This window comes from Thioclava sp. NS-SX20, from assembly GCF_057380695.1.
The window spans coordinates 283,439-299,521 of the sequence record NZ_CM170816.1 but is presented as its reverse complement, the minus strand read 5'-3'; the positions used below and the strand labels follow the sequence as shown (position 1 = coordinate 299,521).

Genomic DNA, 16,083 nt, shown 5'->3' with positions numbered 1-16,083 from the left:
GCAGATCCACCTCGGGCTGGACGCGGAGGTGGGTTTTGCGCATGCCGTGGAGGTGCTCCGGCACACCATCCGCTGCATCGTTTTCCAACCGGACATGCCTGCCGCCCTGCCCCGCCACCTGTCGCGCGGCCTGACAAGGGCGCGGATCAGGCGGCTGTCGATCCGTCGGGGCGGCCTCGACGTGGCTCTGCGCCTCGGTCGGGCAGAACGCGTTCGTCAGGATGTAGAGCTCCGGATCAATCAGATCCGGAGCTCTACGGACCATATCCATAGGTCTGGAACCTAGTCGAGATGGGTCGAGGTCAGCACGACCTCCACCCGACGGTTGGCGCGCCGTCCCTCTTCCGTCAGGTTGGTGGTGATCGGTGCCAGCCAGCCTGCGCCTTGGGCGTCGATCCGTTCGGGGGCGATACCGTAATCACTGATCAGACGCGCCCGAACGGCTGCGGCACGGCGTTTGGACAGGTCGATATTGCCCTCCAGCGCGCCTTCCATATCGGTATGCCCCACCAGAGCGATTGTCGCATCGGGTGCGGAGGCCAGATAATCGGCCAGCGCCGCAAGACTGTCATAGCTGCCCGGCTTCAGCTTGTCCGAGCCGCTATCGAAATCGAGCCCGCCCAGAATGCCGTGCCCCTCGGTTTGCAACAACGTTCCGATAGGACGCTTTTCGGCGCCGGTGCTGGCCCCAGTGGTGATCTGCAACGGGTTATCGGGGCGGGCGGCATCCACAATGCCCGCGCTTAGCGTGGTCAGGTTCACAAAACCGGAATTGGAGGAACGGCTCACCGTCAATGCCAGATATTCCGGCCCCTTACGGGCGGCCAGATACAGGAAATCACCCAGATCGATATGCATACCCGGCTCGGGCAGGAGATCCAGCTGATACCGGAAATCGAACCCGCCGCAGGCATCCGTGGCACAATCATACAGCACCGTGTAGCCCGCATCCTCGATCTGCGCCCGTAGCGGAGCCAGAATTTGCAAGGTGGTCTGCTGATTGCCACGCAGACGCCATGCCGTATCGATCCGCGTGCCCTCGAGCGCGCGGGAAGGCGCGCGCGACTTGACCGTCCACGGGCCGGTCAGCAGGCTGTAGTCGGTGGCGGGATTACTGTCAGAAGCGCTGATCGAGGCATCCTCGGGCAGATCGAGCTGGAGCGGCGAAGCAACCGCCACCGAGCCACCAAAGACACAGCCAAGAACAAGGGCAAAGCGCAGAAGGGTCATGAAACGTCCAAACGGTAATGATAACGGCCCTGTTCTGTCATACCCAAGCGGGTATAAAGCGCAATGGCCCCTTCGTTCGAGGCCCGCACAACAAGCCACAGATGCGACGCCCCTTGGGTGGTGGCCCAGCGGGCGGCTTCGCCCATGATATGGCGCGCAACCCCGCGGCGCCGGAAAGCAGGGCGCGTGTTGACCGCATGGATCATCGCATCGCTCCCCGCGCAGGCAACAAAAGCTGCCCCCGCCGCGCGGTCACCATCGCGGCCCAAAATTACGCAGGCAGGGCCCTGCGCACGGGCCATCACCGCCTGACGGGCAGCATTTATGCCGTCTTCTTCGAAGATCTCGCGGGTGATGGCCAGAGGCGGCCAATGGCTAAAGGCCGAAAGCGCAGGCGGGCTGTCAAAGGCCGAACAGGGCGCGCAAAACACCACGGTCGGGTCGAACACCTGAAACCCGCGTGCGGCCAGAGCCTGATCCAGATCCTCTTGGCCGCCACGGATCTGGAATTTCACCGGCTGGCCCAAGGCGCGATGACCGGCGATGGCTGCCTCGATATCCGCCTCGGGCAAAGCCACATCCAAAGAGGCAGACCCCACGCGGCTGCCCCCGCCCTGCCCCTCGCGCAGTGTAAAGCCCCCCACCTGCCGGAAGGATGCCGCAGGCCACGTGCGGTCGATCACCTCATAGAAATCGGCATCCGACATCATTGGCCCTCGGGAAAAGCGGCTTTGAGTGCCGCGAATGCCGCCTCGAGCCGCGCCTCTTCCTGCCCGCGCACCACAAGGTTCACGCCGTAATTCCCATCAGTTACAAAGGGGTAGGACCCGAAGGACAGATCCTCATAGGTCTGGGCCAGATCGCGCAGCGGCTCGGCAATCTCGGATTCGGGGCGCGGCACCCGCAGGCTGCGCGACAGAACCGGCGCACCGCCCGTAAGCGTCGGCAGCACGCTTGCCACCATCGCCTGAAACACATTGGGCACGCCTGCCATCACATGCACATTGCCCATGGTAAATCCGGGCGCGACAGAGACAGGGTTGTCGATCAGCGTGGCCCCTTCGGGGATGCGCGCCATCCGCATCCGCGCGGGCGTGAACTCGGCCCCGCGTGCGGCATAATGCGCCGCCAGCAGCGCCTTGGCATCCTCGCGCACATCCACTTTCGCGCCAAAGGCCGCCCCTACAGCATCGGCGGTGATGTCATCATGGGTCGGCCCGATCCCGCCCGAGGTAAACAGCGTGTCATAGGCCGCTGACAGCGCATGGATCGCGCTGACGATCTGGTCCTGATCATCCGCAACAATCCGCACCTCCTTCAGGTCGATCCCCGCCTTGGTCAGCTCGCCCGCAAGATAATAGGCATTGCCCTCGCGGGTGCGCCCCGACAGGATTTCGTCACCAATGATCAGGATCGCGGCAGTAGGATTGGACATGGGTTTATCTCCTTTGCACATAGGTATAGGCCGGGTTGCGAGGGGCGGAAAGCCCAAGCCCTAGTCATTGCCCTCTTTTGTGATTAACTAGGGATCAAGTGATTGAAGGAGAAAGCCGGTGGATGAAGCCCAAGGCCGCGTGACGAAAGACGGGATCCGCATCTATAATACCGAAGAGGACTTCGACGGCATCCGAGCCGCCTGTGCCGTGACCTCGCAGATCCTCGACGAGGTGGCAGACCATGTCCGCCCCGGCATCACCACGATGGATCTGGAAACCTTCATCCGCAAACGGGTCGAAGAGCTTGGCACCACCTCGGCCACCATCGGCTATCGCGGCTACCAGCATGCCTCCTGCATCTCGGTCAACCATGTGGTCTGCCACGGCATTCCGGGCGATAAGGTGATCAAGGATGGCGACATCCTGAACATCGACATCACCGTCATCAAGGATGGCTGGTTCGGCGACAGCTCGCGCATGTATGTGGCGGGCAATCTGACCCGCAAGGCCGAGCGCCTGATTCAGGTCACCTATGACGCGCTGATGATCGGCATCGATCAGGTCAAACCCGGCAATACCTTCGGCGATATCGGCCATGCGATCCAGAAATATGTCGAAGGCAACCGCATGAGCGTCGTGCGCGACTTCTGCGGCCACGGTGTGGGCCGCGTCTTCCACGCCCCGCCAAATGTGCTGCACTATGGCCGCGCGGGCGCAGGCGCGGTGCTGGAAGAAGGCATGATCTTCACGATCGAGCCGATGGTCAATCTGGGCCGCCCCGACACCAAGGTGCTGGCCGATGACTGGACCGCCGTCACCCGCGACAAATCGCTCTCGGCGCAATTCGAACATTGCGTGGGCGTCACGGCAGATGGCTGCGAGATCTTCACCCTCAGCGCCAAGAACCGCTTCCACCCGACATGGGGCTGAACGGGGGGCTAAACGGGGGGTATAACGCGCCCGGAAGGCCGCGCGCGGCCTGACCGATTTTGACGGGGTCTCGATGGCCCCGTTAAAATCGGCCCCGCCTCAGATTTCTTCCACCATCGACACCCCGCGCAGGGACCGGATCGCCCCTTTGATCTGCGGGTTCACCGGAAAATCACGCCCCGTCGCCAATTCATAGCGACAGTTCTTTTCGGCATCGAACACCGTGAAACTGATCGGCCCGCGCGAGCGCACCTTGCCCTCTTCCTCCAGCCGCCCCAAAAGCGACGCAATCGACGGCACGGCTTCCGGTGTTTCCACGTGAATCATCAGCCCCGTGCCACCGGCATCGGCGACCATCGTATCCACGGGGCTGGCCGAACCGGCGACCATCCGCACCGACTCGCCATCCACCTCGACCTTGACGTTCAGCACCAACAGCCGCCCCGTCTCCAGCACCGCACGCGACGCCTCCAGCGCCTCGGACCAGAAGGCCACCTCATAGGGCCCCGACGCATCCGACAGCGCGACAAAGGCAAAGCGGTTGCCCTTCGCGGATTTCTTCTCGCGCACCGAGGCCACCTCGCCCGCGATCTTGGCCGCAAAGGGGCCGTTAAGCGCCTTGGCGTGGATCTCGTCCAGCGTCATCACCTTCTTGCGCTTGAGCGCGGGCATATAATCTTCCAGCGGATGACCCGAGAGATAGAAGCCGATGGCCTTATGCTCCTCGGCCAGTTTCTCGCCCGGCAACCAATCGTCGGTATCGGCCATGCGCGGCGGCGGCAGATCATCGCCCGCATCGCCAAACAAGGACACCTGCGCCGAATTCTTCGCCTCGATCACCGCCCCCGACCATGCCACCAGACTGTCCAGCGACTGGAACACCCGCTTGCGGTTCGGGTCCAACTGGTCAAAGGCCCCCGCCCGCGCCAGCATCTCCAAGGGCCGCTTGCCAACCCGCTTCAGATCGACACGGCGGGCGAAATCAAAGAGATCACGGAAGGGCTTATCCTTCCCGTCCACCTGACGCGCCCTGACGATCATCTCCATCGCCTCGACACCCACATTCTTCAGCGCGCCCAAAGCATAGACCAGCTTCTGATCCACCACATCAAAGGTCGCCAAAGAGCGGTTCACACAGGGCGGCACGATCTCGGCACCCAAGCCCTTCTTGACCTCTTGCGCATAGATCGCAAGCTTCTCGGTCAGATGGATATCGCAATTCATCACCCCTCCCATGAACTCGACAGGGTGATTGGCCTTCAGCCAAGCGGTGTAATAGCTGACCACCGCATAGGCGGCGGCGTGGGATTTGTTGAAGCCGTAATTGGCGAATTTCTCCAGAAGGTCGAAGACCTCCGAGGCCTTCTTCTTGTCGACCCCGTTCTTCGCCGCGCCCGATTCAAATTTGGGGCGCTCGGCATCCATCGCCTCCTTGATCTTCTTACCCATCGCGCGGCGCAGAAGGTCGGCGCCGCCCAGCGTATAGCCCGCCATCTCCTGCGCGATCTGCATCACCTGTTCCTGATAGACGATGATGCCTTGGGTCTCGGCCAGAATATGGTCGATGGTCTTATGCACGGATTCCAAAGGCTTGCGCCCGTGTTTCACATCGCAATAGGTGGGGATATTCTCCATCGGGCCCGGGCGATACAAAGCCACCAGCGCCACGATATCCTCGATACAGGTGGGTTTCATCTGGCGCAGCGCCGATTTCATCCCCTCGGATTCCACCTGAAACACCGCAACCGTATGCGCGCTGGAGTAAAGATCATAGGTCTTCTGATCATCCAGCGGAATAAGGTTGATCTGGTTCTCGCCCCCCGCCGCCGGTTCATAAAGCTGGTTGCCATGCGCATCCACATGCAAAGGGCGGCCCGATTTGAAGATCAGGTTCATCGCCGATTGCACAACGGTCAGTGTCTTCAGACCCAGAAAGTCGAATTTCACCAGACCCGCGCTTTCAACCCATTTCATATTGAACTGGGTCGCCGGCATATCGGATCGCGGATCCTGATAGAGCGGCACCAGATGGTCCAGCGGACGGTCGCCAATCACCACCCCTGCCGCGTGGGTCGAGGCATTGCGCAGCAATCCTTCCACCTGCTGGGCATATTTCAACAGCCGTGCAACGACCTCTTCGTTCTTTGCCGCCTCGCGCAGACGCGGCTCATCGGCCAGCGCCTTCTCGATCGACACGGGCTTCACCCCCTCGACGGGGATCATCTTGGAAAGCCGGTCCACCTGCCCGAAGGACATCTGCAACACCCGCCCCACATCGCGCACGGCGGCCTTCGACAGAAGCGCACCGAAGGTGATGATCTGGCCCACCTTCTCGCGCCCGTATTTCTGCTGCACATATTTGATCACCTCTTCGCGGCGATCCATGCAGAAGTCGATATCGAAGTCCGGCATCGAGACCCGCTCGGGGTTCAGGAAGCGTTCGAACAGCAGCGAATAGCGCAAGGGATCAAGGTCGGTAATGGTCAGCGCATAGGCCACAAGCGAACCTGCCCCCGACCCCCGCCCCGGCCCCACCGGAATATCATGCGCCTTCGCCCATTTGATAAAGTCGGCCACAATCAGGAAGTAGCCCGGAAATCCCATCTGTTCGATGATCCCAAGCTCGAATTTCAGCCGCGCCTCATAGTCCTCGACAGGGGCCGCCGCCTCGATCACCTCAAGCCGGTTGCGCAGGCCTTCCCACGCCTGACGGCGCAATTCCTCGACCTCGTCATCGGCGAATTTGGGCAGGATCGGGTCAATCTTCGAGGCCCCATAAGCACAGCGCCGCGCGATCTCGACGGTATTCTCCAAAGCCTCCGGCAGATCGGAAAACAGCGCCACCATCTCGGCTTCGGATTTGAAATAATGCTGGGGCGTCAAACGGCGGCGCGGCTCGATCTGGTCGACATAGGCCCCCTCCGCAATGCAGATCAGCGCATCATGCGCCTCATACATCTCGGCCTTGGGAAAATAGACATCATTGGTGGCCACCAGCGGCAGACCCATCTCATAGGCCATTTCGACAAAGCCGCGCTCGGTCAGACGTTCGGCTTCGGTATTGCGCCCATCCTCGCCCGGATGACGCTGCAATTCGACATAGAGACGGTCGGGATAAATCGCGGCCAGACGCTCCATCAGCGCCCGCGCCCGATCCGGCTGGCCATTCTGCAAGAACTTGCCCACAGGCCCCTGCGCCCCGCCGCTCAGACAGATGATCCCCTCGGAATGCGCCGCAAGCTGCTCGGTGGTGACCTGCACCAGATCGCCATTCTTGCCCACATAGAGGCAGGTCGACAGCTCCATCAGGTTCTCGTAACCCGTCTCGTTCTGGGCCAGAAGCACCACTGGCGCCGGCAGCCGGATCTTTTCACCCGGTCGCGCCGGATCATAGGCCACAGACACCTGACAGCCCAGAATAGGCTGCAATCCCGCCCCCTTCGAATTGACCGAAAACTCCAAAGCGGAAAACATCGCATTGGTGTCGGTGACGGCAACGGCGGGCATATTGGCCGCGTCACACATCTTGATCAGCTTCTTGACGGGCACAGCCCCCTCAAGCAGCGAATATTCGGTATGGACGCGCAGGTGAATGAATCGAGGCTCTGTCATACCCGCCAATCTACGCGCGCAAACCACCCGCGAAAAGCCTGATCGCACGAACAGCCTGTCAAATTTCCTCCCGCCACATCACAAGCTCCGCTTTTTCCGATTGACCGCTTTTCATACAGGCCGCACAATTTACAGGCACGTTACCCGCCGCCCCGCCGCCAGATTCCGGTTCAGCCTTGCATCATCTCCACCCGATACGCTTTTCTGGGCTTGGGGTTCTGCCAGGCAGAACCGCGCCTCCGTTCTACGCCACATCGGGCGGGGTCGCACTTCACAGCTGTACCGTGGCGAAAGTCTTCTCATGGAAATTACGTTTCTTCTCAACGGAGAAACCCGCCGCGTTGCCCTAAGCGACCCGACGCAATCGGTCCTCGACTGGCTGCGCGCCGAAGGCCTCACCGGAACAAAAGAAGGCTGCAACGAAGGCGATTGCGGCGCCTGCACGGTCATCCTCACCGATGCCGCAGGCTCCAGACCGCTCAACGCCTGTATCCTGATGATGCCGCAGCTTCATGGCCGCGCCCTGCGCACGGTCGAAGGCATCAGCGGCCCAAAAGGCCAGTGCCACCCGGTGCAGGACAGCATGATCACCCATCACGGCAGCCAATGCGGCTTCTGCACCCCGGGCATCATCGCCTCGCTGGCCTGCGCCCACCAGAACGACCAGACCGACCACGACGACCTTCTCGCGGGCAACCTCTGCCGCTGCACGGGCTATGCCCCGATCATCCGCGCAGCCAAAGCCGCCAGCCACAGCCCGAAACCCGACTGGATGGACAGCCCCCTCCAGCTGCCGGAAATATCCTCGGAGGGTGAATGGTCCGCAGGACCAGAGGGAGGCAGACAGCCTCCCTTCCTCCCCCGCTCCACCAAAGATCTGGCCGATTGGTATCTCGCCCACCCGCAGGCCACGCTGATCGGCGGAGCCACCGATGTCGGGCTCTGGGTCACCAAGAAACTGCAAGACCTGCCCCTCGTGGCCTTCCTCGGCCAATGCGAAGACCTCGCGCAGATCAAGGAAACCGACACCCATCTCACCGTGGGTGCGGCCACCACAATCGCCGCCCTGCGCCGCGCGGTCGCTCCGCATCTGCCCAGTTTCGCCGAGCTCCTGCGCCGCTTCGCCTCGGAGCAGGTGCGTCAGGCGGCCACCTTGGGCGGCAATATCGCCAATGGCTCGCCCATCGGCGACACGCCCCCCGCTCTCATCGCCCTTGGCGCCACACTCACCCTGCGCCAAGGCGACAGCCGCCGCGAGATGCCGCTTGAGGACTTCTTCCTCGATTACGGCAAACAGGACCGCCGCGCGGGCGAATTCGTCGAAAGCCTCACCTTCCCGAAATCCGCCCCGCAGTTCCGCGCCTATAAGCTGTCGAAACGCTTCGATCAGGATATCTCCGCCGTCTGCGCCGCCTTCAATCTGACCCTTGACGGCACCACCATCACGTCAGCCCGCGTGGCTTTCGGCGGCATGGCAGGCACCCCCAAACGCGCCAGCGGCTTCGAGGCGCTCTTGACCGGCAAGCCCCTGTCGGATGAGACCTTCCGCGCGGCGCTCCCCGCGCTTGGCCTCGACTTCCAACCGTTATCGGACATGCGCGCCTCGGCCCATTACCGCCTGAAAGCCGCCGAAGGGCTGGCGCTGCGCTATCTGGCCGATCTCACGGGCCAGCACAGCTCTATTCTGGAGGTCCAGCCATGAGCGTCGCCAAACCGCTGCCCCATGACTCCGCCCGCCTGCATGTAACCGGACAGGCACGCTATCTCGATGACCTGCCCGAACCCAAAGGCTGCCTGCATCTGGCCTTCGGTCTTTCAACCGAGGCCAGCGCCGAGATCACCGAGATCGACCTCACCGAAGTCCTCGCCAGCGAGGGCGTGATCACGGTCCTCACCGCCGCCGATATTCCGGGCGAGAATGACGCCTCCACCAACCGCGGCTGGCACGAGCCGCTTCTGGCCGAGGGTGAGGTCCATTACCTAGGCCAGCCCGTCTTCATCGTCGTCGCCACCTCGCACCGTCTCGCGCGTATCGCCGCCCGCCGCGCCCGCATCACCTATGCGCCCCGTACGCCGATCCTGACCATCGACCAAGCCATCGCCCGTGAAAGCTGGTATGAGGGCGGGCCGATCATCTGGGAAAACACCGACCCGACCGAGGCTTTGGCACAGGCGGCTTTCACCGCCCATGGAAGTATCGAGATCGGCGGTCAGGAGCATTTCTACCTCGAAGGCCAAGCCGCCATGGCCGAGCCGCAGGATCAGGGGATGATCCTGCGCGTCTCGAGCCAGCACCCGACCGAGGTGCAGCATAAGGTGGCCGAGGCCCTAGGCCTGCATATGCATGACGTACGCATAGAGATGCGGCGCATGGGCGGCGGGTTCGGCGGCAAGGAAAGCCAAAGCAACCAGCCCGCCATCGCCTGCGCCGTGGCCGCCCATGTTACGGGGCGCGCCTGCAAGATGCGCTATGACCGCGATGACGATATGACCATCACCGGCAAGCGCCATGACTTCCGCGTGGACTACCAGATCGGAGCGGATGCCGATGGCCGCATTACCGGCGCGATCTTGCGCCAGTTCGCCCGCTGCGGCTGGTCGATGGATCTGTCGCTGCCGGTCTGCGACCGCGCCATGCTGCATGCCGATGCCGCCTATCACATCCCCGCGCTGCGCGTCGAAAGCCTGCGCCTGCGCACCAATACCCAATCGAACACGGCCTATCGCGGCTTTGGCGGCCCGCAGGGCATTCTGGGCACTGAAGCCGCCATCGAGCATCTGGCACAGGTGATGGGCCTTGACCCGCTGGAATTACGGCGGCGCAATTACTACCCCGAGATGGGCGAGCCCCCCGCCCCCACCCATTACGGCCAGCCCGTTGAGGATAGCATCCTGCAGGCGCTGACCGACAGTCTGACCGCCCGCGCCGATTTCACCGCCCGCCAGAAGGCAGTGGCCGATTGGAACGCCGCCAATCCGGTGCTGAAAAAGGGTATCGCGCTGGCGCCTGTGAAATTCGGGATTTCTTTCACACTCAGCCATCTCAATCAGGCGGGCGCTTTGGTGCATGTCTATCAGGATGGCACGGTGCGGCTAAACCATGGCGGCACCGAGATGGGTCAGGGTCTGCATATCAAGGTCTGTCAGGTGGCGGCCAAGGTCTTCGGTCTGCCGCTTAGCCAGATCCGCATTTCGGCCACCGATACCGATAAGGTGCCCAATACTTCGGCCACGGCGGCAAGCTCGGGGGCCGATCTGAACGGCATGGCGGTGAAAGCGGCCTGTGACACGATCCGCGACCGGATTGCGGGCTTTCTGGCCCAGCGCGAAGGCTGCCCGCCAGATGCGGTGCGTTTTGAGGACGGCTTTATCACCGCAGGCACCTATCGCGGCACCTTTGCCGAAGTGATCACCGCCGCCTATGAGGCGCGGATCAGCCTGTCCTCGACGGGCTATTACGCCACCCCCGAAATCTCCTGGGACCGGACAACGGGCACGGGCCACCCCTTCTATTACTTCGCCTATGGCGTCTCGATTGCCGAGGTGGTGATCGACCGTCACACCGGCGAGAACCGCATCCTGCGGGCCGATATCCTGCATGATGCGGGGGCCTCGCTGAACCCCGCGATTGACCAAGGTCAGGTCGAGGGCGGTTTCGTGCAAGGCGCGGGCTGGCTGACGACCGAGGAACTGGTTTGGGATGACAAAGGTGCTTTGCGCACCCATGCGCCCTCGACCTACAAGATCCCCGCCTGCTCGGACAGACCGCGGATTTTCAACGTGGATCTCTGGGACCAGCCCAACCGGAAGGAAACCATCTACCGCTCCAAAGCTGTGGGCGAGCCGCCCTTTGTCCATGGCAATGCGGTGTTCTTCGCGCTGCAAAATGCGGTGGCCGCCTGTGGTCCGAACTGGCCTGCCTTGCGCGCGCCTGCAACCCCCGAGGCCATTTTAGAGGCCATCGCACGGGCCGAGGGCACGGCATGAGCTTTGACCCCGCACGCCTGCGTCACTCAGCCCCCTTCACCCGCGTCCTTGTGGCAGGGGTCAAGGGATCCACCCCGCGCGAGACAGGCGCCGAGATGCTGGTCTTTGCAGACCGCATCCAAGGCACCATTGGCGGTGGCGCGCTGGAATATAGCGCCATCCAGGAGGCCCGCGCAGGCCGGACGGGCCGCCAGACCATCCCGCTTGGGCCTGCTATGAACCAATGCTGCGGCGGTGCGGTGACCTTGGCCTATGAGGCGATCACCCCGCAGGATATGGCGCGGGAGTTCGGGGCGCTTCATGCCCGCCCCTTGGACGGGCCTGCCGAGATGCCGCTGTCGGTCCATCGCGCGCTGGCGCGTTACCGCGACCGTGGACAGCTGCCACAGCTTCTGATCGACGGCTGGCTGGTGGAACCCGTGGCGCCTCCGGCCTTGCCGCTATGGATCTGGGGCGCGGGCCATGTGGGGCGTGCGATTACCACGATCCTTGCGCCCTTCCCCGACTACGCGATCCATCTGGCCGATACCGATGCGGCGCGCTTTCCCGAGGTGCTGCCGCAGGGTGTCACGCCGCTGATCGCCTCAAACCCCGCCGATCTGGTGCCCCTCGCGCCGCCCCATGCGCATCACTATGTGCTGACCTATTCCCATGCGCTGGATCTGGAGTTGTGCCACCGTCTTCTGACCCATGGCTTCGGCCATCTGGGGCTGATCGGGTCCGAGACCAAATGGGCTCGGTTCCGCAACCGCCTGCGGGATTTGGGCCACAGCCCAGAGAAAATCGGGCAAATACAATGCCCCATCGGTGACCCGAGCCTTGGCAAACACCCGCAGGCCATTGCGATAGGGGTGGCCGCCGGAGTATTGAAAGAAAAGACGACCATCCGGTCAAAACCCGACAGTCAGGACGCAAGAGAAGCATGAGCGATCCCCTATTGAAACTTGAGGGCCTGACCAAGGCCTATCCGGGCGTGATCGCCAATAGCGATGTCGGCTTCGAGATCGGTCAGGGCGAGATCCATGCGCTTCTGGGCGAGAATGGCGCGGGCAAATCGACGCTGGTCAAGATGATCTACGGGCTGGTGAAGCCTGACGCGGGCCGGATGACCTTCCGCGGGCAGGCCTATGCGCCCCCCGAGCCTCGGGCCGCACGCGCGAGCGGCGTGGCGATGGTGTTCCAGCATTTCTCGCTGTTCGATGCGCTGAATGTGGCGGAAAACGTGGCCTTGGGGATGGAGAACCCGCCCCACATGCGCCAGCTCGCCCGCCGTATCCGCGAGATTTCCACCCAATACGGGTTGCCCCTGGACCCTGCCCGCCTTGTGGCCGATCTTTCGGCAGGCGAACGCCAGCGCGTGGAGATCGTGCGCTGTCTGCTGCAGGACCCCAAGCTTCTGATCATGGACGAGCCGACCTCGGTGCTGACCCCGCAGGAGGTCGAGATCCTGTTCCGCACCCTGCGCCAACTGGCTGCCGAGGGCACGGCGATCCTGTATATCAGCCACAAGCTGGAGGAGATCCGTTCGCTTTGCGACCGTGCGACCATCCTGCGCGGCGGCAAAGTGGTGGGCGATGCGATCCCGCGCGAGAAATCCGCCCGCGAACTGGCCGAGATGATGGTGGGCGCCGAGCTGAAGGTGACCGACCGCGAGGGCCGGACGCTGGGCGATGTGGTGCTTGAGGTGCAGCGCCTCAGCCTGCCGCCGCAGTCACAATTCGGGGTGTCGCTGAAGGATGTGGCCCTGCGGCTGCGCGCGGGCGAGGTTCTGGGCATCGGCGGTGTGGCGGGCAACGGGCAGGAGGAACTGCTGGCGACCTTAGCGGGCGAGCGCCCCTCGGCTGCGGGCAGCGTGGTGCTGGCGGGGCGCGATGTCTCGGGGCTTGGTCCCAACGAGCGCCGCGCCTATGGCCTCTTGACCGCCCCCGAGGAACGGCTGGGCCATGCCGCCGTCCCCGCCATGAGCCTGACCGAAAACACCCTGCTGACCGGCACCATCCGGCGGCCCTTGGCCAAGGGGGGCATGGTCGACATGGCCGCCGCCCGCGCCTTTGCCGAAGAGATCATCACCGCGTTTGATGTGCGCACTCCGGGGCCGCATGTGGCCGCGCGTGCGCTCTCTGGCGGCAACCTGCAGAAATTCGTGGTCGGGCGCGAGGTGCTGCAAGAGCCTGTCGTTCTGGTGGTCAACCAGCCCACTTGGGGGGTGGATGCGCTGGCCGCGGCCTCGATCCGGCAGGCGCTGCTGGATGTGGCGGCCAAGGGCGGCGCGGTCATCGTGATTTCTCAGGATCTGGACGAGTTGATGGAAGTTTCCGACCATTTTGCCGCGCTGAACGCGGGCTCTCTGTCGCCGCCGCGCCCGACCAAAGGGCTGAGCATCGAGGAAATCGGCCTGATGCTGGGCGGCGCGCATGGAATGGGTGATGCCGCGCCAGATAGGGTAGCGGAGGCAGACGCATGATCACTCTGGTGCGCCGCCCGACGCCTTCGCGCCACTGGGCGTGGTCCACGCCGCTCCTTGCGGTCCTTGCCACCATTCTGGCGGGAGGGCTGCTCTTTGCCCTGCTGGGCAAGGACCCGTTTGATGCGATCAAGGCGATTTTCTGGGACCCGATCCTTGGCCAGAACGCTTTTTACTACCGAAGCCAGCTTCTGGTGAAAGCCGCCCCCCTGATCCTGATCGCCGCAGGGCTCGCCGTGGGCTTCCGCGCCGGTATCTGGAACATCGGGGCCGAGGGGCAGTATATCATCGGCGCCATCGCGGGCGCTTGGCTGGCGCTGCATATCTATCCTGCCGAGGCCGCGTGGCTGTTTCCCGCGATGATCGTGCTGGGCGCGCTTGGCGGGCTGGTCTGGGGGCTGATCCCCGCACTGCTGAAGGTCTGGTTTGGCGTCAACGAGATCCTCGTGTCGCTGATGCTGGTCTATGTGGCGGAGAACCTGCTGGCCTATATGGCGTTCGGCCCGCTGAAAAACCCCGAAGGGTTTGGCATGCCCGGATCGCGCAACCTCCAGCAATACCCTTCGGCCTTCAATGGCGAGCTGATCGCAGGCACGGGGGCGCATTGGGGCGTGGTGGCCGCGCTGATTGCAGTGATCTTCACCTATATCCTGATGCACCGCCATATCGCGGGCTTTCGTATCCGCGTGGCAGGCGAGGCCCCGCGGGCGGCGCGTTTTGCAGGCGTCGTGCCGGCACGGCTGGTGATCTTCTGCCTGTGCCTGTCGGGCGCGTTTGCAGGTATGGCGGGGCTGTTCGAGGTGGCTGGCCCCTCGGGACGGATCAGCGACAGCTTCAACGCGGGCTATGGCTTCACCGCCATCATCGTGGCCTTTCTGGGCCGCCTGCATCCGGTGGGCATCCTTCTGGCGGGGCTGTTGATGGCGCTGACCTATATCGGCGGCGATGTCGCACAGCAGATGCTGCAACTGCCACCCTCGGCCATTCAGGTCTTTCAGGGGATGCTGCTGTTTTTCCTGCTGGGGTTCGACGTGCTGACGAATTACCGTATCACCTTCGGGAGGCGCCCATGAGCCGCCGCCTGCCTTCGCTCCACCGGCCCATTCTGGCCCTGATGGGGTTTCTGGCTGGCTTGGGCGGCTATTACGTGCTGATCTGGTCCACCACCGCCATCCTCTACGTGCCGCTGGCAATCGGGCTTCTGGCGATGTGGGAACTGACGCGGCGGATCTCGGAATTCGCCCGCCGCAGGGTTCTGCCCAAGGACTGGGCCGATGACGAGATCCCCCCCGAAGACGATACGATCCATGCCAGACGTGCGGTGCGGTCCCTGCGCAGGTCGCGCCCCGATATGGTCGTTTTCGCGCTGGCCTGTGTGATCGGTCTCGGGCTGGCCTATCTGTTCTGGGGGCCACTTCCCGGCCTCGAGCCCCCCCGCACAAGCTATGGAGTCGTCAAATGATCGGCGGTATCGATATTGTCACTCTGATCGCCATGCTGATGACCGCCTCGACGCCGGTCCTGCTGGCGGCCACGGGCGAGTTGGTGGTGGAACGCTCGGGCGTGCTGAACCTCGGGGTCGAAGGCATGATGATCATGGGGGCCATCGGCGGTTTTGCCGCTGCGGTGGCCACGGGAAGTCCGGTGGCGGGGTTTGCGGCGGCGGCGTTATCGGGCGTGGTGATGGCGCTGCTTTTCGGGCTGCTGACGCAGATCTTCCTGTCAAACCAGGTGGCGACGGGGCTGGCGCTGACGCTCTTCGGGCTGGGGCTCTCGGCGCTTTTGGGCAAATCCTTCGAAGGCGTGCGCCCGCCCGCGACCGGCAAGATCGACTTCGGGCCGCTAAGCGATCTGCCGGTGCTGGGCCGCATCCTGTTTTCACATGACTGGGTGGTCTATCTGTCGCTGACCCTTTGCGCCGCCACTTGGGCCTTTCTGAAATTCACCCGCGCGGGGCTGATCCTGAAAGCCGTAGGCGAAAACCATGACGCCGCCCATGCGCTTGGCTACCGCGTTATCGCGATGCGCTTTGCCGCGCTGGCCTTTGGCGGCGCGCTGGCGGGGATCGGGGGCGCCTATCTCAGCCTCGTGCGGGTGCCGCAATGGACCGAGGGCATGACCGCAGGCGCGGGCTGGATCGCACTGGCCATCGTGGTCTTTGCCTCATGGCGCCCCGAACGCGCGTTGATCGGATCTTATCTTTTCGGGGGCATTACGGCGCTACAACTCCAGCTACAGGCGGCAGGCTATTCCATTCCGGTACATCTGCTGTCGATGGCCCCCTATCTCGTCACGATCGTGGCGCTCGTCCTTTTGTCGATGACCCACCGGCATGGCGCACAGGCCGGACCGGGAAGTCTCGGAAAATCCTTCCATGCCTCTCGTTGAGGGGCTAGTCTCGGGGTGCATAAAGATGCCCGCAAT

At 63.4% G+C, this 16,083-nt stretch carries 12 protein-coding genes; 8 read left to right on the top strand and 4 right to left on the bottom strand.

Translation table 11 applies throughout. From position 1 onward, the window contains the following. Window positions 1-282: 282 nt before the first annotated feature. The 3 genes from AC2ISB_RS01455 to AC2ISB_RS01445 are packed head-to-tail and all read right to left on the bottom strand — an operon-like array spanning window position 283 to window position 2,665. On the bottom strand, window positions 283-1,230 hold the full coding sequence (locus tag AC2ISB_RS01455) for an OmpA family protein (protein ID WP_486575709.1): 948 nt from the start codon (window positions 1,228-1,230) through the stop codon (window positions 283-285). Further along, complete coding sequence (locus AC2ISB_RS01450; protein WP_486575707.1) at window positions 1,227-1,940, bottom strand: GNAT family N-acetyltransferase; 714 nt, start codon at window positions 1,938-1,940, stop codon at window positions 1,227-1,229. The genes AC2ISB_RS01455 and AC2ISB_RS01450 overlap by 4 nt, the downstream gene beginning before the upstream one ends. Then, window positions 1,937-2,665: a competence/damage-inducible protein A gene (locus tag AC2ISB_RS01445; protein ID WP_486575705.1), complete on the bottom strand. Its 729-nt coding sequence runs from the start codon at window positions 2,663-2,665 to the stop codon at window positions 1,937-1,939. The genes AC2ISB_RS01450 and AC2ISB_RS01445 overlap by 4 nt, the downstream gene beginning before the upstream one ends. A 118-nt stretch (window positions 2,666-2,783) precedes the next feature. Between AC2ISB_RS01445 and map the strand changes: the two genes are divergently transcribed. Continuing rightward, a complete protein-coding gene (gene map, locus AC2ISB_RS01440; protein WP_486575703.1) occupies window positions 2,784-3,596 on the top strand; it encodes a type I methionyl aminopeptidase in 813 nt (270 codons plus the stop codon). 99 nt (window positions 3,597-3,695) lie between these two features. Here the strand turns inward: map and dnaE are convergent, their stop codons facing one another. Further along, window positions 3,696-7,208, bottom strand: coding sequence for a DNA polymerase III subunit alpha (gene dnaE / locus AC2ISB_RS01435; RefSeq protein WP_486575701.1), 3,513 nt, complete (start codon window positions 7,206-7,208; stop codon window positions 3,696-3,698). A 301-nt stretch (window positions 7,209-7,509) separates the two neighbouring features. Between dnaE and xdhA the strand changes: the two genes are divergently transcribed. From xdhA to AC2ISB_RS01400, 7 genes are read left to right on the top strand one after another with little or no spacing between them, the layout of a single operon-like run. Then, window positions 7,510-8,910, top strand: coding sequence for a xanthine dehydrogenase small subunit (gene xdhA / locus AC2ISB_RS01430; RefSeq protein ID WP_486575699.1), 1,401 nt, complete (start codon window positions 7,510-7,512; stop codon window positions 8,908-8,910). Beyond that, complete coding sequence (gene xdhB, locus AC2ISB_RS01425) at window positions 8,907-11,195, top strand: xanthine dehydrogenase molybdopterin binding subunit (RefSeq protein ID WP_486575697.1); 2,289 nt, start codon at window positions 8,907-8,909, stop codon at window positions 11,193-11,195. The genes xdhA and xdhB overlap by 4 nt, the downstream gene beginning before the upstream one ends. After that, complete coding sequence (xdhC, locus tag AC2ISB_RS01420; RefSeq protein WP_486575695.1) at window positions 11,192-12,121, top strand: xanthine dehydrogenase accessory protein XdhC; 930 nt, start codon at window positions 11,192-11,194, stop codon at window positions 12,119-12,121. The genes xdhB and xdhC overlap by 4 nt, the downstream gene beginning before the upstream one ends. Next, window positions 12,118-13,659 carry an ABC transporter ATP-binding protein gene (locus tag AC2ISB_RS01415; RefSeq protein ID WP_486575694.1) on the top strand — a complete coding sequence of 514 codons (1,542 nt, stop codon included), beginning with the start codon at window positions 12,118-12,120 and terminating at the stop codon, window positions 13,657-13,659. The genes xdhC and AC2ISB_RS01415 overlap by 4 nt, the downstream gene beginning before the upstream one ends. Beyond that, window positions 13,656-14,732, top strand: a complete 1,077-nt coding sequence (locus AC2ISB_RS01410; RefSeq protein ID WP_406720283.1) for an ABC transporter permease — start codon at window positions 13,656-13,658, stop codon at window positions 14,730-14,732. Before AC2ISB_RS01415 ends, AC2ISB_RS01410 begins: the two co-directional genes overlap by 4 nt. After that, window positions 14,729-15,121 (top strand): hypothetical protein, encoded by a 393-nt coding sequence (locus AC2ISB_RS01405; protein WP_486575692.1) that lies wholly within the window; start codon window positions 14,729-14,731, stop codon window positions 15,119-15,121. Before AC2ISB_RS01410 ends, AC2ISB_RS01405 begins: the two co-directional genes overlap by 4 nt. Further along, a complete protein-coding gene (locus AC2ISB_RS01400) occupies window positions 15,118-16,047 on the top strand; it encodes an ABC transporter permease (RefSeq protein ID WP_486575690.1) in 930 nt (309 codons plus the stop codon). Before AC2ISB_RS01405 ends, AC2ISB_RS01400 begins: the two co-directional genes overlap by 4 nt. Window positions 16,048-16,083 lie beyond the last annotated feature (36 nt).

Excerpts from the sequence above, each read along its gene's own strand:
- AC2ISB_RS01455 (WP_486575709.1), bottom strand. The coding sequence starts at position 1,230 with ATGACCCTTCTGCGCTTTGCCCTTGTTCTTGGCTGTGTCTTTGGTGGC.
- AC2ISB_RS01450 (WP_486575707.1), bottom strand. The coding sequence starts at position 1,940 with ATGATGTCGGATGCCGATTTCTATGAGGTGATCGACCGCACGTGGCCT.
- AC2ISB_RS01445 (WP_486575705.1), bottom strand. The coding sequence starts at position 2,665 with ATGTCCAATCCTACTGCCGCGATCCTGATCATTGGTGACGAAATCCTG.
- dnaE (WP_486575701.1), bottom strand. The coding sequence starts at position 7,208 with ATGACAGAGCCTCGATTCATTCACCTGCGCGTCCATACCGAATATTCG.
- xdhA (WP_486575699.1), top strand. The coding sequence starts at position 7,510 with ATGGAAATTACGTTTCTTCTCAACGGAGAAACCCGCCGCGTTGCCCTA.
- xdhB (WP_486575697.1), top strand. The coding sequence starts at position 8,907 with ATGAGCGTCGCCAAACCGCTGCCCCATGACTCCGCCCGCCTGCATGTA.
- xdhC (WP_486575695.1), top strand. The coding sequence starts at position 11,192 with ATGAGCTTTGACCCCGCACGCCTGCGTCACTCAGCCCCCTTCACCCGC.
- AC2ISB_RS01415 (WP_486575694.1), top strand. The coding sequence starts at position 12,118 with ATGAGCGATCCCCTATTGAAACTTGAGGGCCTGACCAAGGCCTATCCG.
- AC2ISB_RS01410 (WP_406720283.1), top strand. The coding sequence starts at position 13,656 with ATGATCACTCTGGTGCGCCGCCCGACGCCTTCGCGCCACTGGGCGTGG.
- AC2ISB_RS01405 (WP_486575692.1), top strand. The coding sequence starts at position 14,729 with ATGAGCCGCCGCCTGCCTTCGCTCCACCGGCCCATTCTGGCCCTGATG.
- AC2ISB_RS01400 (WP_486575690.1), top strand. The coding sequence starts at position 15,118 with ATGATCGGCGGTATCGATATTGTCACTCTGATCGCCATGCTGATGACC.